Source organism: Bacillus sp. NP157 (genome assembly GCA_018889975.1).
In the GTDB taxonomy this organism is placed as follows: domain Bacteria; phylum Pseudomonadota; class Gammaproteobacteria; order Xanthomonadales; family Rhodanobacteraceae; genus Luteibacter.
Genome location: CP076546.1, coordinates 1,079,368 through 1,100,029, shown reverse-complemented (window position 1 = coordinate 1,100,029; position 20,662 = coordinate 1,079,368). Strand labels below are relative to the sequence as shown.

The 20,662-nt window shown below is 66.6% G+C and carries 22 protein-coding genes; 12 read left to right on the top strand and 10 right to left on the bottom strand.

Going from position 1 to position 20,662, the window contains the following annotated elements; genetic code table 11:
- Positions 1 to 6: 6 nt before the first annotated feature.
- Both KPL74_04935 and KPL74_04930 read left to right on the top strand, forming a co-directional pair.
- Positions 7 to 432: a hypothetical protein gene (locus KPL74_04935; protein ID QWT21347.1), complete on the top strand. Its 426-nt coding sequence runs from the start codon at positions 7 to 9 to the stop codon at positions 430 to 432.
- A gap of 58 nt (positions 433 to 490) precedes the next feature.
- Positions 491 to 751: a DUF3253 domain-containing protein gene (locus tag KPL74_04930; GenBank protein QWT21346.1), complete on the top strand. Its 261-nt coding sequence runs from the start codon at positions 491 to 493 to the stop codon at positions 749 to 751.
- Here the strand turns inward: KPL74_04930 and KPL74_04925 are convergent.
- The 4 genes from KPL74_04925 to KPL74_04910 all read right to left on the bottom strand — a co-directional run bounded on the left by KPL74_04925 (position 730) and on the right by KPL74_04910 (position 3,079).
- Positions 730 to 1,095: a ribonuclease E inhibitor RraB gene (locus tag KPL74_04925; protein ID QWT21345.1), complete on the bottom strand. Its 366-nt coding sequence runs from the start codon at positions 1,093 to 1,095 to the stop codon at positions 730 to 732. The two genes, KPL74_04930 and KPL74_04925, sit on opposite strands and share 22 nt — an antisense overlap.
- A 71-nt stretch (positions 1,096 to 1,166) precedes the next feature.
- On the bottom strand, positions 1,167 to 1,937 hold the full coding sequence (locus tag KPL74_04920) for a zf-HC2 domain-containing protein (GenBank protein QWT21344.1): 771 nt from the start codon (positions 1,935 to 1,937) through the stop codon (positions 1,167 to 1,169).
- Positions 1,927 to 2,475 carry a sigma-70 family RNA polymerase sigma factor gene (locus KPL74_04915; GenBank protein QWT21343.1) on the bottom strand — a complete coding sequence of 183 codons (549 nt, stop codon included), beginning with the start codon at positions 2,473 to 2,475 and terminating at the stop codon, positions 1,927 to 1,929. The genes KPL74_04920 and KPL74_04915 overlap by 11 nt, the downstream gene beginning before the upstream one ends.
- 31 nt (positions 2,476 to 2,506) lie before the next feature.
- On the bottom strand, positions 2,507 to 3,079 hold the full coding sequence (locus KPL74_04910) for a cytochrome b (GenBank protein ID QWT21342.1): 573 nt from the start codon (positions 3,077 to 3,079) through the stop codon (positions 2,507 to 2,509).
- A gap of 184 nt (positions 3,080 to 3,263) precedes the next feature.
- On the opposite strand from KPL74_04910, the gene KPL74_04905 reads away from it, so the two are divergent.
- Genes KPL74_04905 through cysA form a run of 4 tightly spaced genes read left to right on the top strand, consistent with a single transcriptional unit; the run spans position 3,264 to position 7,061 of the window.
- Positions 3,264 to 4,265, top strand: coding sequence for a sulfate ABC transporter substrate-binding protein (locus tag KPL74_04905; protein QWT21341.1), 1,002 nt, complete (start codon positions 3,264 to 3,266; stop codon positions 4,263 to 4,265).
- A 2-nt stretch (positions 4,266 to 4,267) separates the two neighbouring features.
- The gene (gene cysT / locus KPL74_04900) at positions 4,268 to 5,092 is read left to right on the top strand and encodes a sulfate ABC transporter permease subunit CysT (GenBank protein QWT21340.1); all 825 of its coding nucleotides are present in this window, start codon (positions 4,268 to 4,270) and stop codon (positions 5,090 to 5,092) included.
- The gene (gene cysW / locus KPL74_04895) at positions 5,089 to 5,952 is read left to right on the top strand and encodes a sulfate ABC transporter permease subunit CysW (GenBank protein ID QWT21339.1); all 864 of its coding nucleotides are present in this window, start codon (positions 5,089 to 5,091) and stop codon (positions 5,950 to 5,952) included. The genes cysT and cysW overlap by 4 nt, the downstream gene beginning before the upstream one ends.
- 8 nt (positions 5,953 to 5,960) lie before the next feature.
- Positions 5,961 to 7,061 (top strand): sulfate ABC transporter ATP-binding protein, encoded by a 1,101-nt coding sequence (cysA, locus tag KPL74_04890; protein QWT21338.1) that lies wholly within the window; start codon positions 5,961 to 5,963, stop codon positions 7,059 to 7,061.
- Positions 7,062 to 7,071: 10 nt separating this feature from the next.
- Here cysA and KPL74_04885 read toward each other — a convergent pair whose 3' ends face one another.
- The gene (locus KPL74_04885) at positions 7,072 to 8,499 is read right to left on the bottom strand and encodes an alpha/beta fold hydrolase (protein ID QWT21337.1); all 1,428 of its coding nucleotides are present in this window, start codon (positions 8,497 to 8,499) and stop codon (positions 7,072 to 7,074) included.
- A 168-nt stretch (positions 8,500 to 8,667) separates the two neighbouring features.
- On the opposite strand from KPL74_04885, the gene KPL74_04880 reads away from it, so the two are divergent.
- Positions 8,668 to 11,763, top strand: coding sequence for an ATP-binding protein (locus KPL74_04880; GenBank protein QWT21336.1), 3,096 nt, complete (start codon positions 8,668 to 8,670; stop codon positions 11,761 to 11,763).
- Here the strand turns inward: KPL74_04880 and KPL74_04875 are convergent.
- A complete protein-coding gene (locus KPL74_04875; GenBank protein ID QWT21335.1) occupies positions 11,760 to 12,389 on the bottom strand; it encodes a response regulator transcription factor in 630 nt (209 codons plus the stop codon). The two genes, KPL74_04880 and KPL74_04875, sit on opposite strands and share 4 nt — an antisense overlap.
- Before the next feature lie 140 nt (positions 12,390 to 12,529).
- Here KPL74_04875 and KPL74_04870 point away from each other — a divergent pair, with 140 nt between their 5' ends.
- On the top strand, positions 12,530 to 12,922 hold the full coding sequence (locus tag KPL74_04870; protein QWT21334.1) for a hypothetical protein: 393 nt from the start codon (positions 12,530 to 12,532) through the stop codon (positions 12,920 to 12,922).
- A 154-nt stretch (positions 12,923 to 13,076) separates the two neighbouring features.
- On the opposite strand, the gene KPL74_04865 is transcribed toward KPL74_04870, so the two are convergent.
- Positions 13,077 to 13,667, bottom strand: coding sequence for a cytochrome P460 family protein (locus tag KPL74_04865; protein ID QWT21333.1), 591 nt, complete (start codon positions 13,665 to 13,667; stop codon positions 13,077 to 13,079).
- 67 nt (positions 13,668 to 13,734) lie between these two features.
- Between KPL74_04865 and KPL74_04860 the strand changes: the two genes are divergently transcribed.
- Both KPL74_04860 and KPL74_04855 read left to right on the top strand, forming a co-directional pair.
- Entirely contained in the window at positions 13,735 to 14,712 is a 978-nt protein-coding gene (locus KPL74_04860; protein ID QWT21332.1) for a helix-turn-helix transcriptional regulator, read from the top strand.
- A 33-nt stretch (positions 14,713 to 14,745) separates the two neighbouring features.
- Positions 14,746 to 15,375: a cytochrome P460 family protein gene (locus tag KPL74_04855; GenBank protein QWT21331.1), complete on the top strand. Its 630-nt coding sequence runs from the start codon at positions 14,746 to 14,748 to the stop codon at positions 15,373 to 15,375.
- Between the two features lie 50 nt (positions 15,376 to 15,425).
- Here the strand turns inward: KPL74_04855 and KPL74_04850 are convergent, their stop codons facing one another.
- On the bottom strand, positions 15,426 to 16,592 hold the full coding sequence (locus KPL74_04850) for a lactonase family protein (GenBank protein QWT21330.1): 1,167 nt from the start codon (positions 16,590 to 16,592) through the stop codon (positions 15,426 to 15,428).
- 175 nt (positions 16,593 to 16,767) lie between these two features.
- Between KPL74_04850 and KPL74_04845 the strand changes: the two genes are divergently transcribed.
- Positions 16,768 to 17,154 (top strand): hypothetical protein, encoded by a 387-nt coding sequence (locus KPL74_04845; protein ID QWT21329.1) that lies wholly within the window; start codon positions 16,768 to 16,770, stop codon positions 17,152 to 17,154.
- On the opposite strand, the gene KPL74_04840 is transcribed toward KPL74_04845, so the two are convergent.
- A complete protein-coding gene (locus KPL74_04840; GenBank protein ID QWT21328.1) occupies positions 17,151 to 18,371 on the bottom strand; it encodes a PAS domain-containing protein in 1,221 nt (406 codons plus the stop codon). The two genes, KPL74_04845 and KPL74_04840, sit on opposite strands and share 4 nt — an antisense overlap.
- A 105-nt stretch (positions 18,372 to 18,476) precedes the next feature.
- Positions 18,477 to 18,707, bottom strand: coding sequence for a hypothetical protein (locus tag KPL74_04835; GenBank protein ID QWT21327.1), 231 nt, complete (start codon positions 18,705 to 18,707; stop codon positions 18,477 to 18,479).
- Between the two features lie 135 nt (positions 18,708 to 18,842).
- On the opposite strand from KPL74_04835, the gene KPL74_04830 reads away from it, so the two are divergent.
- Complete coding sequence (locus tag KPL74_04830) at positions 18,843 to 20,627, top strand: hypothetical protein (GenBank protein ID QWT21326.1); 1,785 nt, start codon at positions 18,843 to 18,845, stop codon at positions 20,625 to 20,627.
- Positions 20,628 to 20,662: the final 35 nt, after the last annotated feature.

Below are 20,662 nucleotides of genomic sequence, written 5' to 3'. Positions count from 1 at the left end.
TGCCGCATGCATACCGATAACGCACGGGATCTTTTCGAGAACGCCTTCAGGGTGTTCGTGGATTCGCTGGACACGCTTGGCATGGACGCCGAGGAACAGTGCGAGGCGATGGGCAACTACAACGTCCCGTGGGAACTCCAGCACGACGTCGCGGAGACCGCCGTCGTCCTCGCCGAGGCAGCGATTTCGTACTTCGATGACCTGCAGAAGGCGCACCTGATCGCATTGGCCAGGGCACTGGAGGCGTTGCCTCGCGAAGCCGTTTCACCGTCCGGAACGTTGACCAACAACCGGAGCGGATCACTGCAAGCCATGCGCCATCCGGCATGGGCGCCGTTGCGCCGGCAGGCGCGGGAACTACTCCGGCAGCTCAAACCTGCTATCGAAAGAAACGCCCGATACTTCGACAGCCCAGGCGAAGCGGCCTTTTGAACGACGCACGTGCAAGGCACCTACATATCAGTCACGGCGACTCTCGCAGCATGCACGCATGGATATCGAAGCAACCATCGTTAGCCTGCTGAGGCAACGCTCGCCGGAAAGCTCCATCTGCCCGTCTGAGGTAGCGCGTGCACTGGCGAGCGACGAAGCTGAATGGCGAACGTTGATGCAACCCGTGCGGCATGCCGCCGCCGTGCTGGCACGACAAGGAAAGCTATCGATTACCCAGGGCGAACGCCAGGTCGACCCTCGCGACATCGATCACGGCGCCATCCGACTGCGTCGCGGTCAGGCTTTTCCGGAGGAATGATCAGTATCCTCGATGTTCGCGCCCCACCCGTCGTACGTCACGGAATAGAGTGCCGCGATGCATTGCATGAAGCCCGAGACGCAGCCCAGCACGTTTTGCTCCGTGGGCATATTCAGCGTCGCGGTGACGCGGAATTCGCCGGCAACTTCCTGGACCGATGCCGTGGCAACGTACTGGTATTCGGTGAGGAAGCTCGCCACGACCCCGGCCTGCTTCTCCGTCACCGACGAAAACACGAAGTCGACGTCGCGCAGGGTACCGAACACGTCGCCTTGTCGATCGCGCAGGCGTAGCAGGTCGACGTCGGCGGTGGCATTGGCTATCAGGTCTTCGACGATGCTCATGCGTTTGCGTCCGTGGGGCCTGGACGAAGCATGCGCACCTGCCGTCGGCCGCGCAACGCGCAAGAACTTGCCTATTCGCCGCGGCCGGTCGCATCCAGCAAATCCCTGAAGCGCGACAGTTCGGCCTGGTCCATGTCCGAGACGATCGCGGCAGGCTGGCCGCCCAGTGTCGCGCCTTCCAGCACATAGCCCTGCATCTGCAAGGGTTCACGCTGGGCGGGCCCGGCTGACGCCGGCAGCACGAACACATCGACCAGGTGTTTCCCGTGCCGGTACACCAGCACCGGGACACGCTCGGAGCCGGCGTAGTCGATGCGCCCGCCGATCAACGCGTAACCGTCCGCGGCGAAGTCGCGGACCACGGGCGCCGTGGCGATCTTGCCGGCGAACCATGGTTTCACCGTGTGCTGGTCGGTGGAGACCACGTCGATCGGCGATGCGGCGGCCAGCGCGCGCCAGTGGCTGGCGAACAGGTCGCGGGTCAGCTGGCTCTGCTCGTTGCCCGGCAGCGCGGCATGCGTCCAGGCCGCGAACGCACCGCCGCCTGCGACGAAGGCCAGCAGCCAGGAGGCTGCCAGCGCCAGCCGCGAGAGCGGCACCCGAACCGGCCGGGCGGCGGGCGTGGCCGCGGTGCCGGACTGGATGCGTCGACGCAACGACTCCGGCGCGGTATAGCGCGGCGCGTCGTCACGCAGCGTCCGGCGCAGCGCGTCCAGTTCGATCAGGGCGGCACGGCAGTCCGCGCAGCCGTCCAGGTGCGCCTCGAACTCCCGGCCGGTCGTCCGGTCCAGCTCGCCGTCGAAGTACAGGGGCAACAGATCGCTTGCGGCTTTACAGTCCATCACGAACCTCCGTGGCGCCGTCCTCGGACAGGGCCTTCTGCAGCAGTGCGCGCCCGCGCGCCAGGCGCGACATCACGGTGCCGATGGGGGTTTCCAGCACGTCGGCGATCTCCCGGTAGGACAGCTCTTCGATTTCACGCAGGATCAGCACCTCGCGGAACCTATCCGGCAGGTTACGCAGGTGCCGGGCCAGCAGGCTTCGTTGCCGTGCGCTATCGAGGTCATCCTCGATGGCCTGGCCATCCGCCCGCGGCAACCAGCGCTCGGCCGCGATGGGATTATCGTCGATGGCAACGTTCTTCCTTTCCTTGCTGCGCACAGCCAGCCGGGCGAGGCAGCAGTTGCGCACGATGGCGAGCCACCATGCCCGCGCATTGCCACCGGCATACGTATCGCACGCGCGGGCCGCACGCAGGTAGGCATCGTGCACGGCATCCGCCGCGTCCTGTTCGCTGCCGAGCAACCAGCGCCCGAGGTTATAGGCCGCGTCGAGATGGCGTAGCGCGAGGTCGTCGACCAGCGCGCGGTTGGTGCTCATGCCAGGCCTCCGTCGGGATCGCCCCTGCCGGTCATGCCCGCAACATACGCTGGATCACGCCGTCGCGGTCGATGAAGGCATGTTTCAGTGCCGCGGCCAGGTGCCCGGCGACCAGGATACAGAGCACCCAGACCAGGCTGACGTGCAGCGTATCGGTTAGCAGCCGCAACGGCTCGTCCTTGCCGATCAATACGGGCAGGTAGCCGATGCCAAAAAAGCTGACCGGATGCCCTCCCGCCATCCGGTGCATGTAGCCGGTCATCGGGACGACCAGCATCAGCGTGTACAAGACCCAGTGCAGGCCATGCGCCACCGTCTTTTGCCACGAGGGAATGTGCGACGGCAGGGCCGGCGGCGTATGGGTCGCTCGCCACGCCAGCCGTGCCACGGCCAGCAGGAAGATCAGGGTGCCGAACGAGGCGTGGTAGAACAGGACCTGGTCGTGCCAAGGATTGCTCTTGGGGAAGGTTCCCATGAAGAAACCGAGGCCGATGTTGAGGAAGATCAGGAGCGCAATCGACCAATGCAGGAAAATGGCCACCTTGCTATAGGAGTTCGACTCGGCCGTCGACACGGCGTTCAACGCTTGGGCTGGCATGGACATGGCGGGCAACCTCGGGGTCAGCGGCACGAAATGCGCCTGGGTGACATCCAAGATCATCCGGGGACGGGTTTTATTCCCGGGCCAGTGACGGTAGCGTGGGGCTGTTTTCACGCTGCGCCGACGCATTGACCCGCCTCATCGGCGTATTACCGCCCGCGCTAACCGGCTATCCAAGGACCCGACGATGAAACTTCGTCCCACCCTTCTGGCCTTCGCGGCCACCGCCATGGTCCTGCCTGCCATGGCAAAGGACGTCACGCTGCTCAACGTGTCGTACGACCCCACGCGCGAACTGTACAAGGGCATCAACACCGCCTTCGTCGCCGACTGGAAGGCCAAGCACGCCGGCGACAACGTCACCATCCAGATGTCGCACGGTGGATCGGGCAAGCAGGCGCGTGCGGTCGTCGACGGCCTGCCCGCCGACGTGGTCACACTCGCGCTCGCCTATGATATCGATGCCGTGGCCGACCGCGGGCTGCTGGCGAAGGACTGGCAGGCGCGCCTGCCCGACAATGCCTCGCCCTATACCTCGACCATCGTGTTCCTGGTCCGTAAGGGCAACCCGAAGGCGATCCGTGACTGGGGCGACCTGGTCCGCGACGGCGTCCAGGTCGTCACCCCGAACCCGAAGACCTCCGGCGGCGCCCGCTGGAACTTCCTCGCCGCGTGGGGCTACGCGCTGAAACTACCCGGTGGCAACGACGACAAGGCCAAAGCCTTCGTCAAGACGCTGTTCCAGCACGTGCCCGTGCTCGACACCGGCGCGCGCGGCGCGACCAACACCTTTACCCAGCGCGGCATCGGCGACGTGCTGATCGCATGGGAAAACGAGGCCCTGCTGGCGAAGCGCGAACCCGGCGGCGACCAGTACGACGTGGTCATCCCGTCGATCACGATCCAGGCCGAGCCGCCCGTCGCCGTCGTCGACAGGAACGCGGCCGACCACGGCACCCGCGAGGTCGCCGACGCCTACGTGAAGTTCCTTTATTCACCGCAGGCGCAGGAGATCGAAGCGCGCAACTTCTATCGCCCGCGCTCGCCCGAGGTGGCCGCGAAATACGCCGCGCAGTTCCCGACGGTGAAGACCTTCACCCTCGCGGAGGTGTTCGGAGACTGGCGCAAGGCCCAGGCGAAATTCTTCGCCGAAGGCGCACTTTTCGACCAGATCGGACCAGGCAACTGACCATGCGGCGACGGGTCCTGCCCGGCTTCGGATTGAGCCTCGGTTACGCCGTTGTCTATCTTGGCCTCATCGTGCTGCTGCCGCTGGCGGCACTGGCGTGGAAGGCCTCGGACGTGGGCTTTGCCGGCATCCTTCGCCTGTTTTCTTCGCCACGGACCCTGGCCGCGTTGAAGCTCAGCTTCGGCGGGGCCTTCCTCGCGGCCGCGATCAACGTCGTGGTCGGGCTGCTGGTGACCTGGGCGCTGGTCCGTTACCGCTTCCCCGGCCGGCGCCTCTTCGACGCGCTGATCGATCTCCCGTTCGCCTTGCCCACGGCCGTCGCCGGCATCGCGCTAACCGCCGTGTATGCACCCAACGGCTGGCTGGGCCGCTGGCTGGTGCCACTGGGCATCCAGGTCGCCTACACACCGCTCGGTGTCTTGCTCGCCATGCTGTTCGTCGGCTTCCCCTTCGTCGTCCGCACGCTGCAACCCGTGCTGCAGTCGCTGGAACAGGACGTGGAAGACGCGGCGGAAAGCCTCGGCGCTACCGGAATGCAGACGTTCTTCCGGGTGATCCTGCCGACGCTCGTGCCTACCCTGCTCACCGGCTTCGCGCTGGCCCTCGCACGCGCGGTCGGCGAATACGGTTCGGTGATCTTCATCGCCGGGAACATCCCGCTGCGCTCGGAAATCGCACCCTTGCTGATCGTGCAACGGCTCGAGGAATTCGACTACGCCACCGCGGCCGCGCTCGGCGTGGTGATGCTGGCGTTCTCGCTGACCCTGCTGGTCGCGATCTCCGCCGTGCAGCGCTGGACGCGCTGGTGGGCGGAGCAGCCGGCATGACGCCCATCCATCCGCGCCGCCGTGTCGGTGCCACCCGCCGGCTCGGCCGCGCACTGATCATCCTCGCCGCCAGCCTGTTCCTGTGTGTCTTCCTCGTGCTGCCGCTGGCCTCGGTGTTCGTCGAAGCCTTACGCCAGGGCGTGCACGCCTTCGTCGCCAGCCTGGACGAACCGGATGCGATGGCCGCGATCCGCCTCACCTTGCTGGTGGCGGCCATCAGCGTGCCGTTGAACGTGGTGTTCGGCATCGCCGCCGCGTGGGCAATGACCCGTTTCGAATTCCGCGGCAAGGCCTTGCTCGGTGCGCTGATCGACCTGCCCCTCTCCGTCTCGCCCGTCGTCTCCGGCCTGCTCTACGTGCTGATGTTCGGCGCGCAGGGCTGGTTTGGTCCGTGGCTGGCCGCCCATGGCATCAAGGTCATCTTCGCCGTGCCCGGCCTCGTCCTCGCGACCATCTTCATCACCCTGCCCTTCGTCGCACGCGAACTGATCCCGCTGATGCAGGCTCAGGGCAGCGAGGAGGAGGAAGTCGCCCGTGTGCTCGGTGCCAGCGGGTGGCAGACGTTCTTCCGGGTCACCCTGCCGAACATCCGCTGGGCGCTGCTGTATGGCGTGCTGCTATGCAATGCGCGCGCCATGGGCGAGTTCGGTGCGGTTTCCGTGGTCTCCGGGCATATCCGTGGCCTGACCACGACGATGCCGCTGGAAGTCGAGATGCGCTACAACGAATACAACTACGTCGGCGCCTTCGCCATCGCGTCTCTGCTCGCCCTGCTCGCCCTGCTGACCCTGGCGGTGAAAGCCTTGCTTGAATGGCGTTACCACAACGACCTCGACGTGACGGCGCCGCGGCGCCGCTGAGACTACAGATGACCCTCGCCCTCCATGGCCTTACCCGCCAGTTCACCGACCTCGCCGCGCTGGACGACGTCAGCCTCGATATCGCACCCGGCGAATTCCTCGCCCTGGTCGGGCCGTCCGGTTCGGGCAAGACCACCCTGCTGCGCATCCTCGCCGGCCTCGACTACCCCGATGCAGGCAGCGTGACCCGCGATGGCCAGGATTTCCTCGCGGCCAGTGCGCGCGAGCGCAACGTCGGCCTCGTCTTCCAGCACTACGCACTATTCCGCCACCTCACGGTGCGCGAGAACGTGGCCTTCGGCCTGCGCGTGCGCCCGCGCCGCACGCGGCCTTCACGCGAGCAGATTCGCGCCCGGGTGGACCAGCTGCTGAAGCGCGTGCAGCTGGCCGAGCTCGGCGACCGCTACCCCAGCCAGCTCTCCGGCGGCCAGCGCCAGCGGGTCGCCCTCGCCCGCGCCCTCGCCGTCGAACCGGACCTGCTGCTGCTCGACGAGCCGTTCGGTGCCCTCGACGCCCAGGTCCGCACCGCGCTGCGGCGCTGGCTGCGGGAACTGCACGAGGAGCTCAACCTGACCACGGTGTTCGTCACCCACGACCAGGAAGAGGCACTGGAACTGGCCGATCGCCTCGTCGTGATGAACAAGGGCCGGATCGAACAGGTCGGCGAGCCGCAGGCGATCTACCACGATCCGGCGACGCCATTCGTCTGCGAGTTCATCGGGCGCACCAACCGGATTCCGCTGCAACGCCGTGGCGGGGATTGGACAGCCGGCGCATGGTCGACCGCCGCACACCCGGGCGACGGAGGTGCCGATGCGGCCGTCGGCTACGTCCGGCCGGAGCACCTGTCCCTCGCCGTGCCCGAGGGCCAGCCGGCCTGGCAGGCACGCCTGCGGCACATCTACCTCGCCGGCAGCCTCGCCCACCTGGACATGCACGTGGCCGACATCGACCTTGCGCTCGAACTGGACGTGGCCAGCGAAGACCTCGGCCGGCTCGCGCTGGCCCAGGGCAGGGACTACCGGGTGGCGCCGATGCGGATGGTGGCGTTCCCACTCGACGGCGGCCGCGATGGGCAGCCGGTCGCCGCGGGGCGCTGGGTGTCCTGACCGGAATCTCTCAGGCCTGGAAGCCGGGATCCACGGCGGGTCGCGATAGATGCGCCACGGTGTTGACCAGGGTCTTCGATGCGGCAGCCAGCGCAATCGCTACCGCCGCACGCTTGTCGTAACCGGCCGAGGTAAGCGCACGCACATCACTGTCGGACACCTGCGTTCGCTTGGTCGCGATGGCGGTCGCGAACTGGCGCACCGCTTCCCATTTCACGTCGTCTAGCGGCGAACCCTCGCGCAGGGCCTTTACCGTCGATTCGTTGGCACCCAGCTTCTTCGCCAGCGTCGAATGCACGGCGACGCCATAACCGGCTGCGTTGGCGTGGCTGGCCGCAACCATAGCCACTTGCTGTGCAATGGGATCGAGCGACGTAGCACCCAGGGCCTGCAACATCCCCGCGTACGCGCCCAGCACGGACGGTTCGACGGCGATGGCGTAGCCCAAAGCGGGTACGAAGCCGAACACGCCAGCCAGTCCGTCGAGATAGGGGCGGGCCTCGGGCGCAGCGCTCTGCGGGCCGGTCTCGCCGAACAGTGCCCTGCCCTGTGCGGTATCCAGGTGCCTGGCGAGGAACGGCAGGATGATGCCAGCGACCTCATCCAGGTGCGACTCGAGCGGAAAATGACCGCCGTCGACGAAGCGCACGTCCGCGTGGGGAAGATCACGACGAAACGCTTCGGCGCCGGCGGGAAGGAAGAAGGGATCGTTCCTGCCCCACACCGCCAGCAGGGGCGGCGCGTGTTCGCGGAAGTAACTGTGGAACACGGGATAAGCCGCCACGTTGGATTTGTAGTCGCCGAACAGATCGAGCTGGATGTCGTCGCTGCCCGGCCGGTCGAGGAAGTGCTGGTCCAGCGTGTAACTCTCCGGGGCGATCAGTGTGGTGTCTTCCTCGCCGTGCTGATACTGGAACCTCGTGGTCTCCGGCTTCAGGAAGCCGCGCAGGTTGGCGCGATTCTCCTCGCTGGGATCTTTCCAGTACGCCTGGATGGGATTCCAGCCGTCGCTGAGTCCTTCTTCGTACGCATTGCCATTTTGGGAAACGATCGCGGTGATGCGTTCCGGCCGCGCGACCGCCAGCCGGAATCCGGTGGGCGCGCCGTAGTCGAAGACGTACAGCGCGTACTTTCCCAGCGTGAGCACGTCGGTGAACGCCTCCATGATCCGCGCCAGCCGCTTGAACGAATAGGCAAACGTGCGCGCATCCGGTGCGTCGGAAAAGCCGAAACCGGGGAGGTCCGGCGCGATCACGCGGTACTTGTCGGCGAGCCGGCGGATCAGGCCCCGGTACTGGTGGCTTGAACTGGGAAATCCATGCAGGAGCAGCACCACCGGCGCATCCAGGGGACCGGCTTCGCGGTAGAAGATGTCCAGCCCTTGCCCGGATTCCTCGTCGATGACCCTGGCCGTACGGTACGTCGTTACGCTGGACATGGTCTCTCTCCCGTTGGCGGGCACGGTGGCGATGCACCGAAGCGTCGTGCAGGGAGTATCGAACGCCACCTCGCATCGCCAACATCCCCCGGTGGGGTGATCGCCGGTACGCGCCTCGTGCGCTGCATTTAGTACCATCCGCTGCATGGGCAGCATCCTGAGGCGACCATGCTCCGACAGCTGATCACCTGGGCAGGCGCTGCGCTTTGCTGGTTAGCGGCATCGGCAGGCGCGGCCCCGGCCACGTCGTCCGACTCCATCCGCACGATGAGCCACCGCGTGTGGCAGGTCCGCGATGGCGCGCCCGCGGATATCTGGGCAATGCAGCAGGATCCGCTCGGCTTCATCTGGCTGGCGACCGGTAGCGGCTTGTATCGCTTCGACGGATTGCGTTTCAAGCACTACGAACCGATGCCTGGCGATCGCTTCCTTGCGACCGACCTGACCGCGCTGGATATCGTCGGCGAGGACGACCTTTGGGTCGGTGCGTCAAACGGGGCTATCAGCCATGTCGCCAAGGGGCGCGTCGTCAACTACGCACCGCCGGGCAAGCTGCAGGCTAGCGCGGTGTACCGCTTTGCACGCGCACCCGACGGCGCGATGTGGGCGGCTGCCGGCGGACGTCTGGTCAGGCTGGCCGACGGGAATGCCACCGATGTAGGTGCCGACTGGAACTACCCAGCGGACGCGAACGCGACGTGGGTCGCCGTCGATCGCCATGGCGCCGTATGGGTCGCCACCGACCGCGAACTGTTCGTGCTCAAGCCACGCAGCCACCGGTTCGAGGCAACCGGCGTCCCGTCCGGACCGTTCGCCGGCATGGCCTTCGCGCCCGACGGCACCGCCTGGCTGTCCGACATGGTGCACGGTACGCGCGCCCTGCCCGGCCTTTCCGCCGACCATGTGCCCGACGCACTGAAATCCGCCGTCACGACCACCTTTGGCCAGGGCCGGCGGATCGCCTTCGACCAGCAGGGCAACCTGTGGGCCACGCCCGTGGTCGGCAACGGTATCGACGGCGTGTTTCGCGTGGCCGACGCGTCACGCCTCGCCACGGGCAAACCGCTGGCACCCGACGACGTCACGGACAGCTTCGCCACGACACAGGGGCTGACGTCGATGGCGGCCGTGCCGATCCTCATTGATCGCGAGGACAACGTCTGGATCGGCACGAACTTCGGCCTCGACAGCTTCCGTAGCAAACGCTTCCACACCGTCTCCCCCGCGCTCGACGCCGCATCGAGCATGACCTACGCCGCGCAGGGGCCCGGCAAACAGATCCTCCTGCTGCAAGCCGGATGTGTCTATGACGCGCGCCAGGGAAAGGCGATCCAGCTGGCCTGCGGCTTCCCTACGGATGCCTACGCGGTAGGCGCTGCCGGCGAGATGGTCTATGCGCGCGCCGAGGGGCGCTTCGACCAGTGGCATCACGGCGGCGCGGTCGCATCGATGCCCACGCCCGGCAGCGTGTTCAGTCCGTACGCCACGGGCTCCTCCACCGACCAGGCCGGCCACCTGTGGGTATGCATGGGCGACGGTCTCTACCGCTATGCGGACGGCGCGTGGCAACGCGTCGATGCCGTGGGCCGGATCAAAGCCACGCCACCCGACGCTATCGCATTCGACGACGAAGACGTCGCGTGGCTGGGATACCAGGACGGTGAGCTCGTGCGCTGGTCGGGCACGCAGGGACAGGTTTTCGGGAAGCGGGATGGCCTCGACGTCGGCGGCGTGCAGGCGATCTCGATCACCGACGACGAGGTTTGGGTTTCCGGCGACAACGGCGTCGCGCGATCGTCGGCCGGGCGCTGGCTGTCGATCCCCATGTCGCGCCTCGGCCTGCTCGGCGCCGTCACGGGAGCGAAGCGTGTCGCCTCGGGCGACCTCTGGCTGAACACGACGCGCGGCATCGTCCGGATCGCAGCCGCCGATGTCGAACACGCCTTCACCGATCCGACCTATGCGCCGGTGACCACCCTGTATGGCAGCGACGACGGCGTGGCGGGCGTGGCGCTGATGCATCCCCCTGCGTCGTCGGTATTCGAGGACCAGGACGGCCGCCTGTGGTTTGCAGGCAATCGCGGCGTGAGCTGGGTCGACCCGGGCATGCTCCACCCCAACACGATCGCGCCCGATGCGATCATCGAGAGCGTACGTATCGAGGGTAAGGAAGAACGGCTCGCCTCGTCACTGGATGCACCCGCGCTCACCCGCAATATCAGCATCGGTTTCACGGCGGCGAGCTTCGTCTCGCCGCAAAACGTGCGCTTCCGCTACCGGCTCGGCGGCGTCGACGCGCAGTGGCAGGATGCGGGGACCAGCCGCGAAGCCACCTACGCCAACCTGAAGCCAGGCACATATCGCTTCGAAGTGGAAGCCGCCAACAGCGATGGGGTGTGGAGCACGCAGGCGGCGAGCCTGCCCATCGCCATCGCTCCCACGTTTTACCAGACCATCCACTTCCGCCTGTTCATGGCAATGGCGCTGGGCGTATCGATCGTATTGCTGCTGGTCATGCAGCATCGGCGCATTGTCGCCCGGGTCAGGGACCGCCTTGAAATCCGGCATGCCGAACGGACACGGATCGCCCGCGACCTGCACGACACCCTGTTGCAGGGTGTGCAGGGCCTGATGCTGAGCTTCCAGGCCGTGGCTATGCGCATGCCGCCGGATAGCCCGGCGCACGCGCAACTGGATGCGGCGCTGAACCGCGCGGAGGATGTGCTTGTCGAAGGCCGCAACCGGGTCCAGGCGATGCGTGCGCGTGACCATGCCGCCACCGACCTGATGATCGCCATCGCCACGCTGGGCCGCGACCTCGCCGCGGAAGGCACGACGACCTTCAACCTCGTATGCAACGGCCGGCAACGCGTACTCGAAGCGCCTGTCTGCGAGGAGGTTCATTTCATCTGCCGCGAAGCGATGCTCAATGCCTTCCACCATGCACGCGCCACGCGGGTCGAGGTGGAGATCACCTACGACCCGCATCACCTGCGACTGCGCGTGTACGACAACGGCGTAGGCATCGATGCGGAGACGCTGGAGCTGGGCGGCAAGGCCGGCCACTGGGGTCTGGTCGGCATGCAGGAACGGGCCCGGTCGATCGACGGCAAGCTCGCGGTCTGGGCGCGTGATGGCGCGGGCACGCAGGTCGAATTGCTGGTACCCGGCCGGGTCGCCTTCGCCAGCACGACGACATCCATGCCAGCACGCGCATGGCGGGCCATCCGTCGCCGGTTCAGCCGCGAAAGCGAGCCTCGTTAGTCTTCCAGGATGCCGCGCTTTAGCGCGGTCACCACGGCTTCCGCGCGGTCTTTTGCCTTGACCTTGAGCAGGATGTTCTTCATGTGGGTCTTCACCGTCTCGATCGAGATGCCCATCTGGTTCGCGATGCGCTTGTTCGAGAAACCCAGCGCGACGTGGCCGAGCACTTCGATTTCGCGCGGGCTCAGGCTTTCCTCGCCGTCGTGGTGTTCGAGCACCTTCGCCACGTCCACCGGGATCGGTCGGCCACCGGCATGCACCTGCTGGATCGCGTAGATCAGGTCGTTGCGCAACGTGCTCTTGATCAGGTAACTGGCCGCACCCGCCTTGAGCGCGTTGCAGATCTGCATGTCGCCCTGGTAGGTCGTCAGCACCACGACCTTGGCCTCGGGAAACTCCCTGCGCAGCGCACGGATCGCGTTGAGGCCACCCATGCCGGGCATCTGCAGGTCCATCAGCACCAGGTCCGGACGCAGCGCGCGGAACATCGCCACGGCCTCCTCGCCGCTACCGGCCGCGCCGACCAGTTCCATGTCGTCCTGCACGGAGAGGATCGCCTCGATGCCGGCTCGGAAGATCGGATGGTCGTCGGCGATCAGGATGCGGATGCGCTGGGAAGTGGTCATGGCGCGGGCTACCCGTGGGACACGGCTCGCATAGTACTTGCCAGGTGGCCGGCCAGCGTGAGATTTCCCGCCCGATCACCCATCTGAGGGGGAGCAAGCCACGCGCAAGCGGGGTAGAACGGCTCGAGGATTCCTGGAGAGTGCTGGAGCACATGTATCGCCTGTTCTCCATGTTTCCTTCCGGCGCACCCGGACTCGGGCTGCTGTCGCTGCGCTGCGGCGTGGCCCTATCGCTGTGGCCGTTGCCTGTCGCCATCGTCGGGCACGCAGGCGAGGCCGTCGCCTTCTGGTGTGCGGGTGGCCTGTGCATGTTCATGCTGCTCGGGCTATTCACGCCAGTGATGGCGGTCGCCTGCATGGTCGTCCTCGGCATCCACGGTTTCGCCGTCACTGACGCCGGGCAGCTTGCGCGTGCGTTCGCGTTGCAGGCGCTACCCGTGGCGATGCTCCTGCTTGGCCCGGGTGCCTATTCGATCGACAGCGCGATCTACGGACACCGAGCGATGCCCATGCGCCGCGACCCGCCTCGCTGAGCTCACCCGACGGAGGGATATCCGCGCCGCAGGCGTCGGCATAGATTTCTTGCGAACGAAAGGAATGGCGCGCTCCGAGGCACGCAACCACTCTCACGCCATGCTGGGGGAAACGACCATGGCACGCCCGTTCGCACACCATGCATCCGTCGGGTTACTTCTTCAGTACCGGGTAGCCCTGCACGTAGATCCAGTCGGTGCCCTGCGCGGGAACGTGGCAGCCCTTGCAGTCGGTCTGGTAGTTGGTCGAGGTGGTCTTCATCGGCACGCCGGCGTCGAACCACGACCAGCCCCAGCCATCGCCCCACAACATGTTTTGCGGGTGGCTGTTCTTGCTGTCCTTGATCATGACGAACCAGCCCTTCAGCGTTTCCTCGTGGCTGACGGCGGCACCCGTGGTCATCGCCGCCGTGCTCGCCTCGTAGACTTCCTTGACCAGCACGGTGCCGTCGGGGAACTTGCCATCCTTCCGGTAAGCGGCGGTACCGCCCGGCGACACGTAAACCGCATGCATCTGCGCCGCGCCCTGGGTCGGCCCGCCGACCGACCAGGTGCCGACGTATTCGAAGCTCGCGCGGTAATTCTTCGGTACGTGGATGGCGCCACTGGCATCGCTTGCGTCGACGCCCTGGGTGGCTTTGCCGCCCACCGGGCCGGTCGCGGCCTGCGCGTGAGAGGCATGCCCTGCCGCAACGATCGCCACCGTGGCAGTGGCGGCAAGAACGAACAAGCGTGCATGGATCATGGCGAGCTCCCGAATCCTAAGGATACGAAAGCCTATGGCCCATCCCCGTGCGGGAGGTCCGGCTAACATGACCGATCGTCCGCCGATGAGCGCGCGAAACGAGGCGGTCGAGCAAGTGATTCGCTCGCTGGAAGTGCGGACGTATATTGCGAACGCGTCACATGAAGGATCGGGTGACGAGGACACGCGTTATGACACGACGCCCGGCACCCGATTCATCGCGATGCATGCCTGCGTGGAAGGGACCGGCTGCGTCGATGCAGGTCGCCGCGGATCGATTCCGATGCACGCCGGCAGCATCGCCTGCGTGGTAGTCGCAGGCGACGTTGCCGCCATTGAAGCCTCGCACAGAGCCGGCACGGGCCACGCCAGCGTCGCCGGGATCGCCGGAACCGCTTGCAGCATCCAGTCCGCCATCCTGCAAGTCTCCTGCGGCCCCCTCAGTCATGTGTTCGAAAGCCTGCGCCAGCCGTTGTACGTTCCGCCGGCTTACGGCATCCGCGGCATCGCCACGTTCCGCCAGGCGATGGACGAGCTGGCCGCCGCGGCGGTCGGTGCCGAGGCCATGGCCAGCGTGTTGCTCAAGCAGGTGTTGATCGTCTGCCTGCGCGCGCTGCTGGAGATGGATCATCCGTGGCTGGACGAACTTTCCCTCGCCCGCGACCGGAACATCGCGCGGGCTTACGCCTTGATGAGCCTGCGCCCGGGTGACCGGCATTCCGTCGGCTCGCTGGCCAGCGTGGCCAGCCTCAGCCGGTCCGCCTTCATGGCGCGCTTCCTGGCCGCCACCGGCTGCTCGCCCATGGTGGTGCTACGCCAGCTGCGCATGCGACGCGCCGCCGACCTGCTCCGTACGCAAGCGCTGTCATTCGAACAGGTGGCACGGATGGTCGGCTACCGCAGCAGCAGCAGTTTCTGCCGCGCCTTCTACGGCGTGCACGGCTACGAGCCCCGCGCATTGCGTACGAATCCGCAGGCGACGCCTTCGGGCGGACTGTGGGACGGCATTGCAAGACCCCTTGCACGTCGTACGGCGCGAGCATGAGTGCGCACCCCCACCGATGCAGGAGGTTTCGCCATGTCCAGGCCCACCGTACGCCAATCGATCCTGCTGGGTGGCGCCATCGCCATCGTCATCGCCGCCGCCCTCGCCATTTCCGGTGCCAAGGCACCGGCAGCGGCCAACGCTGGTGATGCCACGACGAAACGCTACCTGCCCGAATACACCGCCGACGGCGACCTGATCCTGCCGAAGGATTTCGAGAAGTGGGTATTCGTCGGATCCCCGCTCACACCCAACGCCCTCAACAACGGCAAGGCCAATTTCCCCGAGTACCACAACGTTTACATCGAGCCGGGCTCGTACGCGATCTACAGGAAGACCGGCGTGTTCCCCGAGGGCACGATCTTCTTCAAGGAGCTGCAGCTGACCCTGCCCGCGCAGAATCCGGATGGCTCACGCACCGAGCCGTCGGGACGCGGCTTCTTCCCCGGCGCGCTTAATGGCGCCGACGTCACGGTGAAAGACAGCAAGCGCTACGCCGACACCGGCGGCTGGGGCTACTTCAACTTCAATCATCATGAGCCGAAGGCGCCCACGGCCAAGGTCAAGGCGAAGACCGAGTGCGCGTTCTGCCACATGGCCAGCGCGAAGAAAGACGAAGTGTGGACGCAGTTCTATCCGCGCCTGGACACGCCCACGCCGTAGTCGCGTATGAAAATGGCCCAGCCGGCATCGCGCCGGCCGGGCCATCGCATTTACAGCGCCAGGCCCTGCATGCCGCTTGCCGGCGGGAACACCGGGGTCTGGCCGATCTTCAGCAGGTGGCCATCGGGCAGCACGAGGAAGCTATCGACGTCGCCACCCAGTGAATTGCCGGCGTAGAGGAACAGGTTGTCCGCCGAAGCCTTGATGTCGGTCGGTGCCGCGCCGGACTCCAGCGCACCCGCGACGCCACCATCGAGCAGGGTCAGGCTGCCGTTGTTGCCGATGCGATAGGCGCTGAGGTTGCCCTTGCCCGCGTTGGCGGTGAAGGCGAAGCGTCCCGCCACCGTGAGCCAGCACGCCGCGGCCTGGCCGTTGCCCAGGTCGTGCGTCACGGGATCGAGCGTGCCGTCGCGGTTGACCACGTACGAACTGGCCGATGACGTCGCCGCCTGGCTGGTGATGAGGTGGCCGCGCGCGTCGAAATCGAAGCCGAACGGCTGCGGATCGTTCGAGGGCGTGATCACCGGGTCGGCGGCGAGGCTGCCATCGCGGCCCACCGCGAACAGTTCGAACCAGCCCTTCGCCGACGCATCCTTGACCGATACCGCGAGGAACTTGCCGTCCGGTGTCAGCTGCACCTGGGCCGGCGTCATCCCCACGTTCGGCTGGTTACCCACCAGCGGTGCATCGGTTCCGACCACCCGCGTGCCGCTGGCAATGAGGTTGCCCGCGGGCGCGATGCGGAAGGTGGTGACCACCGACGTGCCCGCGCTGTTGAGGACGTAAAGCTGGTTGCCGTGCTGGGCCAGGCTCACGGGATACACACCACCCGAACCGACCACGTCGATGAGTTGCAGGCGTGAGCCCAGGATCGCGAACACCGACACCTGGTTGCTGCCCGCGTTGGTCGCGAAGAGCAGGCGTCCGTCTTCGCTCTTCAGCAAGGCATTCTGCGAGCCCAGCGGATCGGGCGGCGGTGCCGTGGTGCCGACGCCCACGCCCTTGCCGCCGGTGGGAACGACGGCGACCTTGTCGAGGCCACCAAAGAAATTACGTTTGAGCACGGCCACGCTATTGGCCTGGATGTCGTTCGACATCACGTAGAGCGCCGGCGAGGTGAACGCAGGGAGCGACGCAGTCGCAGGTGCCGCCTGACTCACGGACACCGCACCGAGGGCCAGCGCGATGCTGGCAGCGAGGAAAGGTAGTGTCTTCATGATCCGTCTCCGAAATGGCCAAGCGGCCACCAAGGCATTCGCTGGCGCCGAGGGGACGGTTACACCGGAGTGGCCAGTTCACCCCATCGGGGGATGCATCGCAGCCCCTCGGCAAGCCGAAAGGTATCCGACGGGATAAGGGCGTAGAGTGAGATTCCGCTACGGGAGTGCGCCCATGATGCCTTCGCTGCATCCGCCGCTGGCGGTCGTCATCGAGCCCAGTTCCGCCCTGGCGGATTCGGTGGCCGACTGCCTGCGGGCCCGGGATTTCGAGGTGCTGGTGGCTTCGACCCACGCCGGCGCCGCGAAACTGGTGATCGAACGCCTGAGGGTGGATTTCCTGGTCGCGGCGATCCCCGCACCCGGCGAGGACCACACGGGCGCCTTCCTGGCCGTGGCCCGGGCGCAGAACCCCGGCATGGCCCTGCTGGTGATGCTTTCCGACCCGAACGAGGCCATCCCCGATGCGCCGCCCGTCGCGATACGTCTCGTCAAACCCTTCAGTCGGGCGCAATTGGCCGATGCGATCGATCGCGCGGCGGTTTTTGCCGGGGCAGCCTAGGCGACGGTCAGCTCGCCCGCACACGGGAAGATCAGGCGCACCGTCGTGCCGGCACCGGGGGCCGACACCACCTGCACCGACCCACTGGCCTGGCGCATCAGGCCGAGCACCTGGGCCATGCCCAGGCCGGTGCCCTTACCCGACGCCTTGGTCGTGAAGAAGGGCTGGAACAGCCGTTCCTGGACCTCTTCGCTCATGCCGTCGCCCGTGTCCTTCACCTCGATGGCAACGTAGTCGCCCTCGGGCAGGTTCAGGGTCGCGCCGTCGGCACCGACGTGGAAATCGGTGAAAGCGATCTGGATCGTGCCCTGCTGCTGGCACGCATCCTTCGCATTGATCGACAGATTCAACAGTGCCTGCTGGACCGAATGGCCGTCGGCGAACACCGGGAGGGCCTTTTCGGCGGCGGCGAACGCGATCTGCATGCCCCGTCCCACGGCGCCCTGGAGCATGGGCACGATATCCGCGACCACCTCGCCCAGGTCGACATGGTCGGGGGTGTAGGGATGCATCCGGCTGAAGGCGAGCATCTGTCGGGACATCACCGCGGCGTGGCGTGCCGCGTCCATGGCGAAGCCCGCATAACGGGTCTGCGTCGCGTTGAGCTCGCCCAGCGCATCGAGCGCATCCAGTGCGGAAAGCACCGTCTGCAGATGATTGTTGAAGTCGTGGCCCATGCCGGCGACCAGGTGGCCGATCGCCTCGCCTTTCTGGGCCTGGTCGGCCATGTGCTCGGCGGCGGCTTCGGCCAGGGCGGCGACGTCGAGCCGCTCCTGCACCTGGACCAGCGAACGCTGGGTCGCAGCGAGGCGTGCGCGCAAGGCATCGTTCAAGGCATCCAGCGAGCGCTCGACGTGGACACGCTCGGTTACTTCGCGGCTGACGCTCCCCAGCGCCACCACCGTGCCCTGCTCATCAACCAGCGGACCGACATGCACGGTCCACCAGCGCTGTTCGACGTCAGGGTCGCCGCTGGCCCCGACAAAGGACGACTTGCGCCCCTGCCGGGCTTCCTCGAGAGCGTGGGCCACCGCCGCCTGGTAGGCGGCGGGCCACATCGCGACCCAATCCTGCCCGAGTAACACGTGCTCGCCATCCACCCGAAGAAGCGCGACCCCAGCCCGGTTCACGTCGATGATCCGACCTTCCAGGTCGAGTCTCTTCACGCAATCCTGCGACAGGTCGATCAGCTGCTTATAGGTAAGGAGGTCGCTCATGGGGGCATCGGCATTGGCGGGAGCCGGCAAACCCGTGAGGGGTCCGGAACGCGGCGAGGATACCGATTCCCGGCATAGCGAATGTCAACGCAGCCCGGCCTTTCCTCAATACAGGGGGAAGGAGTCCGCCTCGCCGTTGGTCCCGGCGATCCGCACGACCGCCCGGCCACCTGCCCGCTCCGCCATCGCAGCGAACCGCGCGGCCATCTGCACCGCTTCATCCTGGCTGGCCGCCGGCAGGGGCGTCCGCCCGTCGGATTTCACGTGCCAGGGCCCATCGACCCACGTCGGCGGGATGATCACGATGACGAGCGGCTGCTCGGTGTCTTCGCTCATGGCGCGTGCAGTCCTCAAAGAATGGACCCACGGTGCCGGAGGATGCGTAACGAACCCGTGCCCGCGTTGTGCACATGCGCATACGCGTGCTGCACGAGCGCTCTGCTCGACTAGCTTTTTCCCAGGGGCGCGTGCATGCCACCGAATTTCAACGCCACCCGGCGCGATGACGGCTTCCTTCCCATCGAGGCATACGGCGTATTGGGCGACGGACGCACCATCGCGCTATCCGGAAGCGATGGTTGCATCGACTGGTGGTGCGTGCCCAACATGGATTCCCCGCCACTGTTCGATCGGCTGCTGGATCCCCGCGAAGGCGGCTATTTCTCGGTCGAACCGGTCGAACCCTTCGAGGTCGAACGTCGCTACCGCGACGGCAGCAACGTACTGGAGACCGACTTCCACGCCGAGGGCGGCGTCGCGCGCCTGACCGAGTCACTCAACAGCGGCAGCGCGGGCCGCCTGCCGTGGGAAGAACTCGCGCGGCGGATCGAAGGTCTCCAAGGCGCCGTCACATTCAGGATCCGGTTTCGTCCAGGCCGCCAGGCCGGCAAGGTCAATCCGTACCTTGCGGATGCCGGGAACCACCGCGTGTTCCACGCCGGGCGCGTCCTCGGTGTGGTCGTGCACAGCGCCGGGCTGGTGCTGGAACGCGAGGACGACACGGGATTGCGCGGGGAACTTACGGTCACCGCCGGTGGCCGCGAGCTGGTCGCGATCGTGGCCGGCCAGGACGAACCTCTCGTGGTGCCGACCGCGGACGAGATCGACCAGCGTATCGACCTGTCCGACGAGGAATGGAAGCACTGGTCCGCCTCTGTGCGCTTCGACGGAGACGACCGGGCCTGCCTCGTGCGCCACGCCCTGGCGCTGAAGCTGCTGCTGTATTCCCCGACCGGCGCCATCGCCGCCGCGGGCACCACCTCGCTACCCGAGCGCATCGGCGGCGACAAGGACTTCGATTACAGGTTTGCCTGGGTCCGCGACGCGGGTTACACGATCAAGGCGTTCCTGCGCATCGGCGCCGAGGCTGAAGCCAAGGCGGCACTCACCTGGCTGCTGAAGCGCCTGCGTGACACCGATGGCGACCTGTTCTACCGCCTCGATGGAGAGAAGCCCGCCGAGGTCGAGACGATCGACGTACCCGGGTACCGACATTCCCAGCCCGTGGTGATCGGTAACCAGGCCACCCACCAGCACCAGCATGGCGTCTACGGCGACATCTTCGAGACGGTCGCGCAGTTCGTCGACGCGGGCAACATCCTTGATGCCGAGAGCGCACGCGTGCTTTCGCGCCTCGCCGACCAGTGCGCGGATAGCTGGCGATTGAAGGACGCCGGCATCTGGGAGCTGGAGACGCCACGGCATTACACGATGTCCAAGGTCAGCGCATGGCAGGCGCTGGCCCGCGCGGTGGAGCTTGCCGATGGCGGCCACCTGCCAACCACGTGCCGCGATCGCTGGGCGCGCGAAGGCCAGCGCATCGTGCACTGGATCGAAGAGCATTGCTGGTCGATGGAGAAGGATGCCTTCGTGATGTACCCGGGCAGCAGCCAGCTGGATGCCTCGCTCGCCCTCGCCGTTCGCTTCGGTTTTGATGGCAGGGAACGCCTGCGCCGCACACTGGTGGCGATTGATCGCGAGCTGGGCGAAGGACCGTTCCATTTCCGTTACTCGGACGCGCGTGGTGCCGAGGGCTGCTTTCTTGCCTGTACTTTCTGGATGGCCGAGGCATGGCATTTGCTGGGCGATAGCGGACGCGCCGGCAAGAAACTGCACGAGGCGCTGGATGCCCTGTCGGGTGGCCCCGGCACACTTGCCGAGATGGTCGACCCGGTAACCCATGCCTGGCTCGGCAACCTTCCGCAGGGCCTTAGCCACCTGGCCGTGGTGCATGCGCTGATGACGCTGTCCGAATAGACAGAACGCCCTTCGATCGCGCCGATCGCGATCGA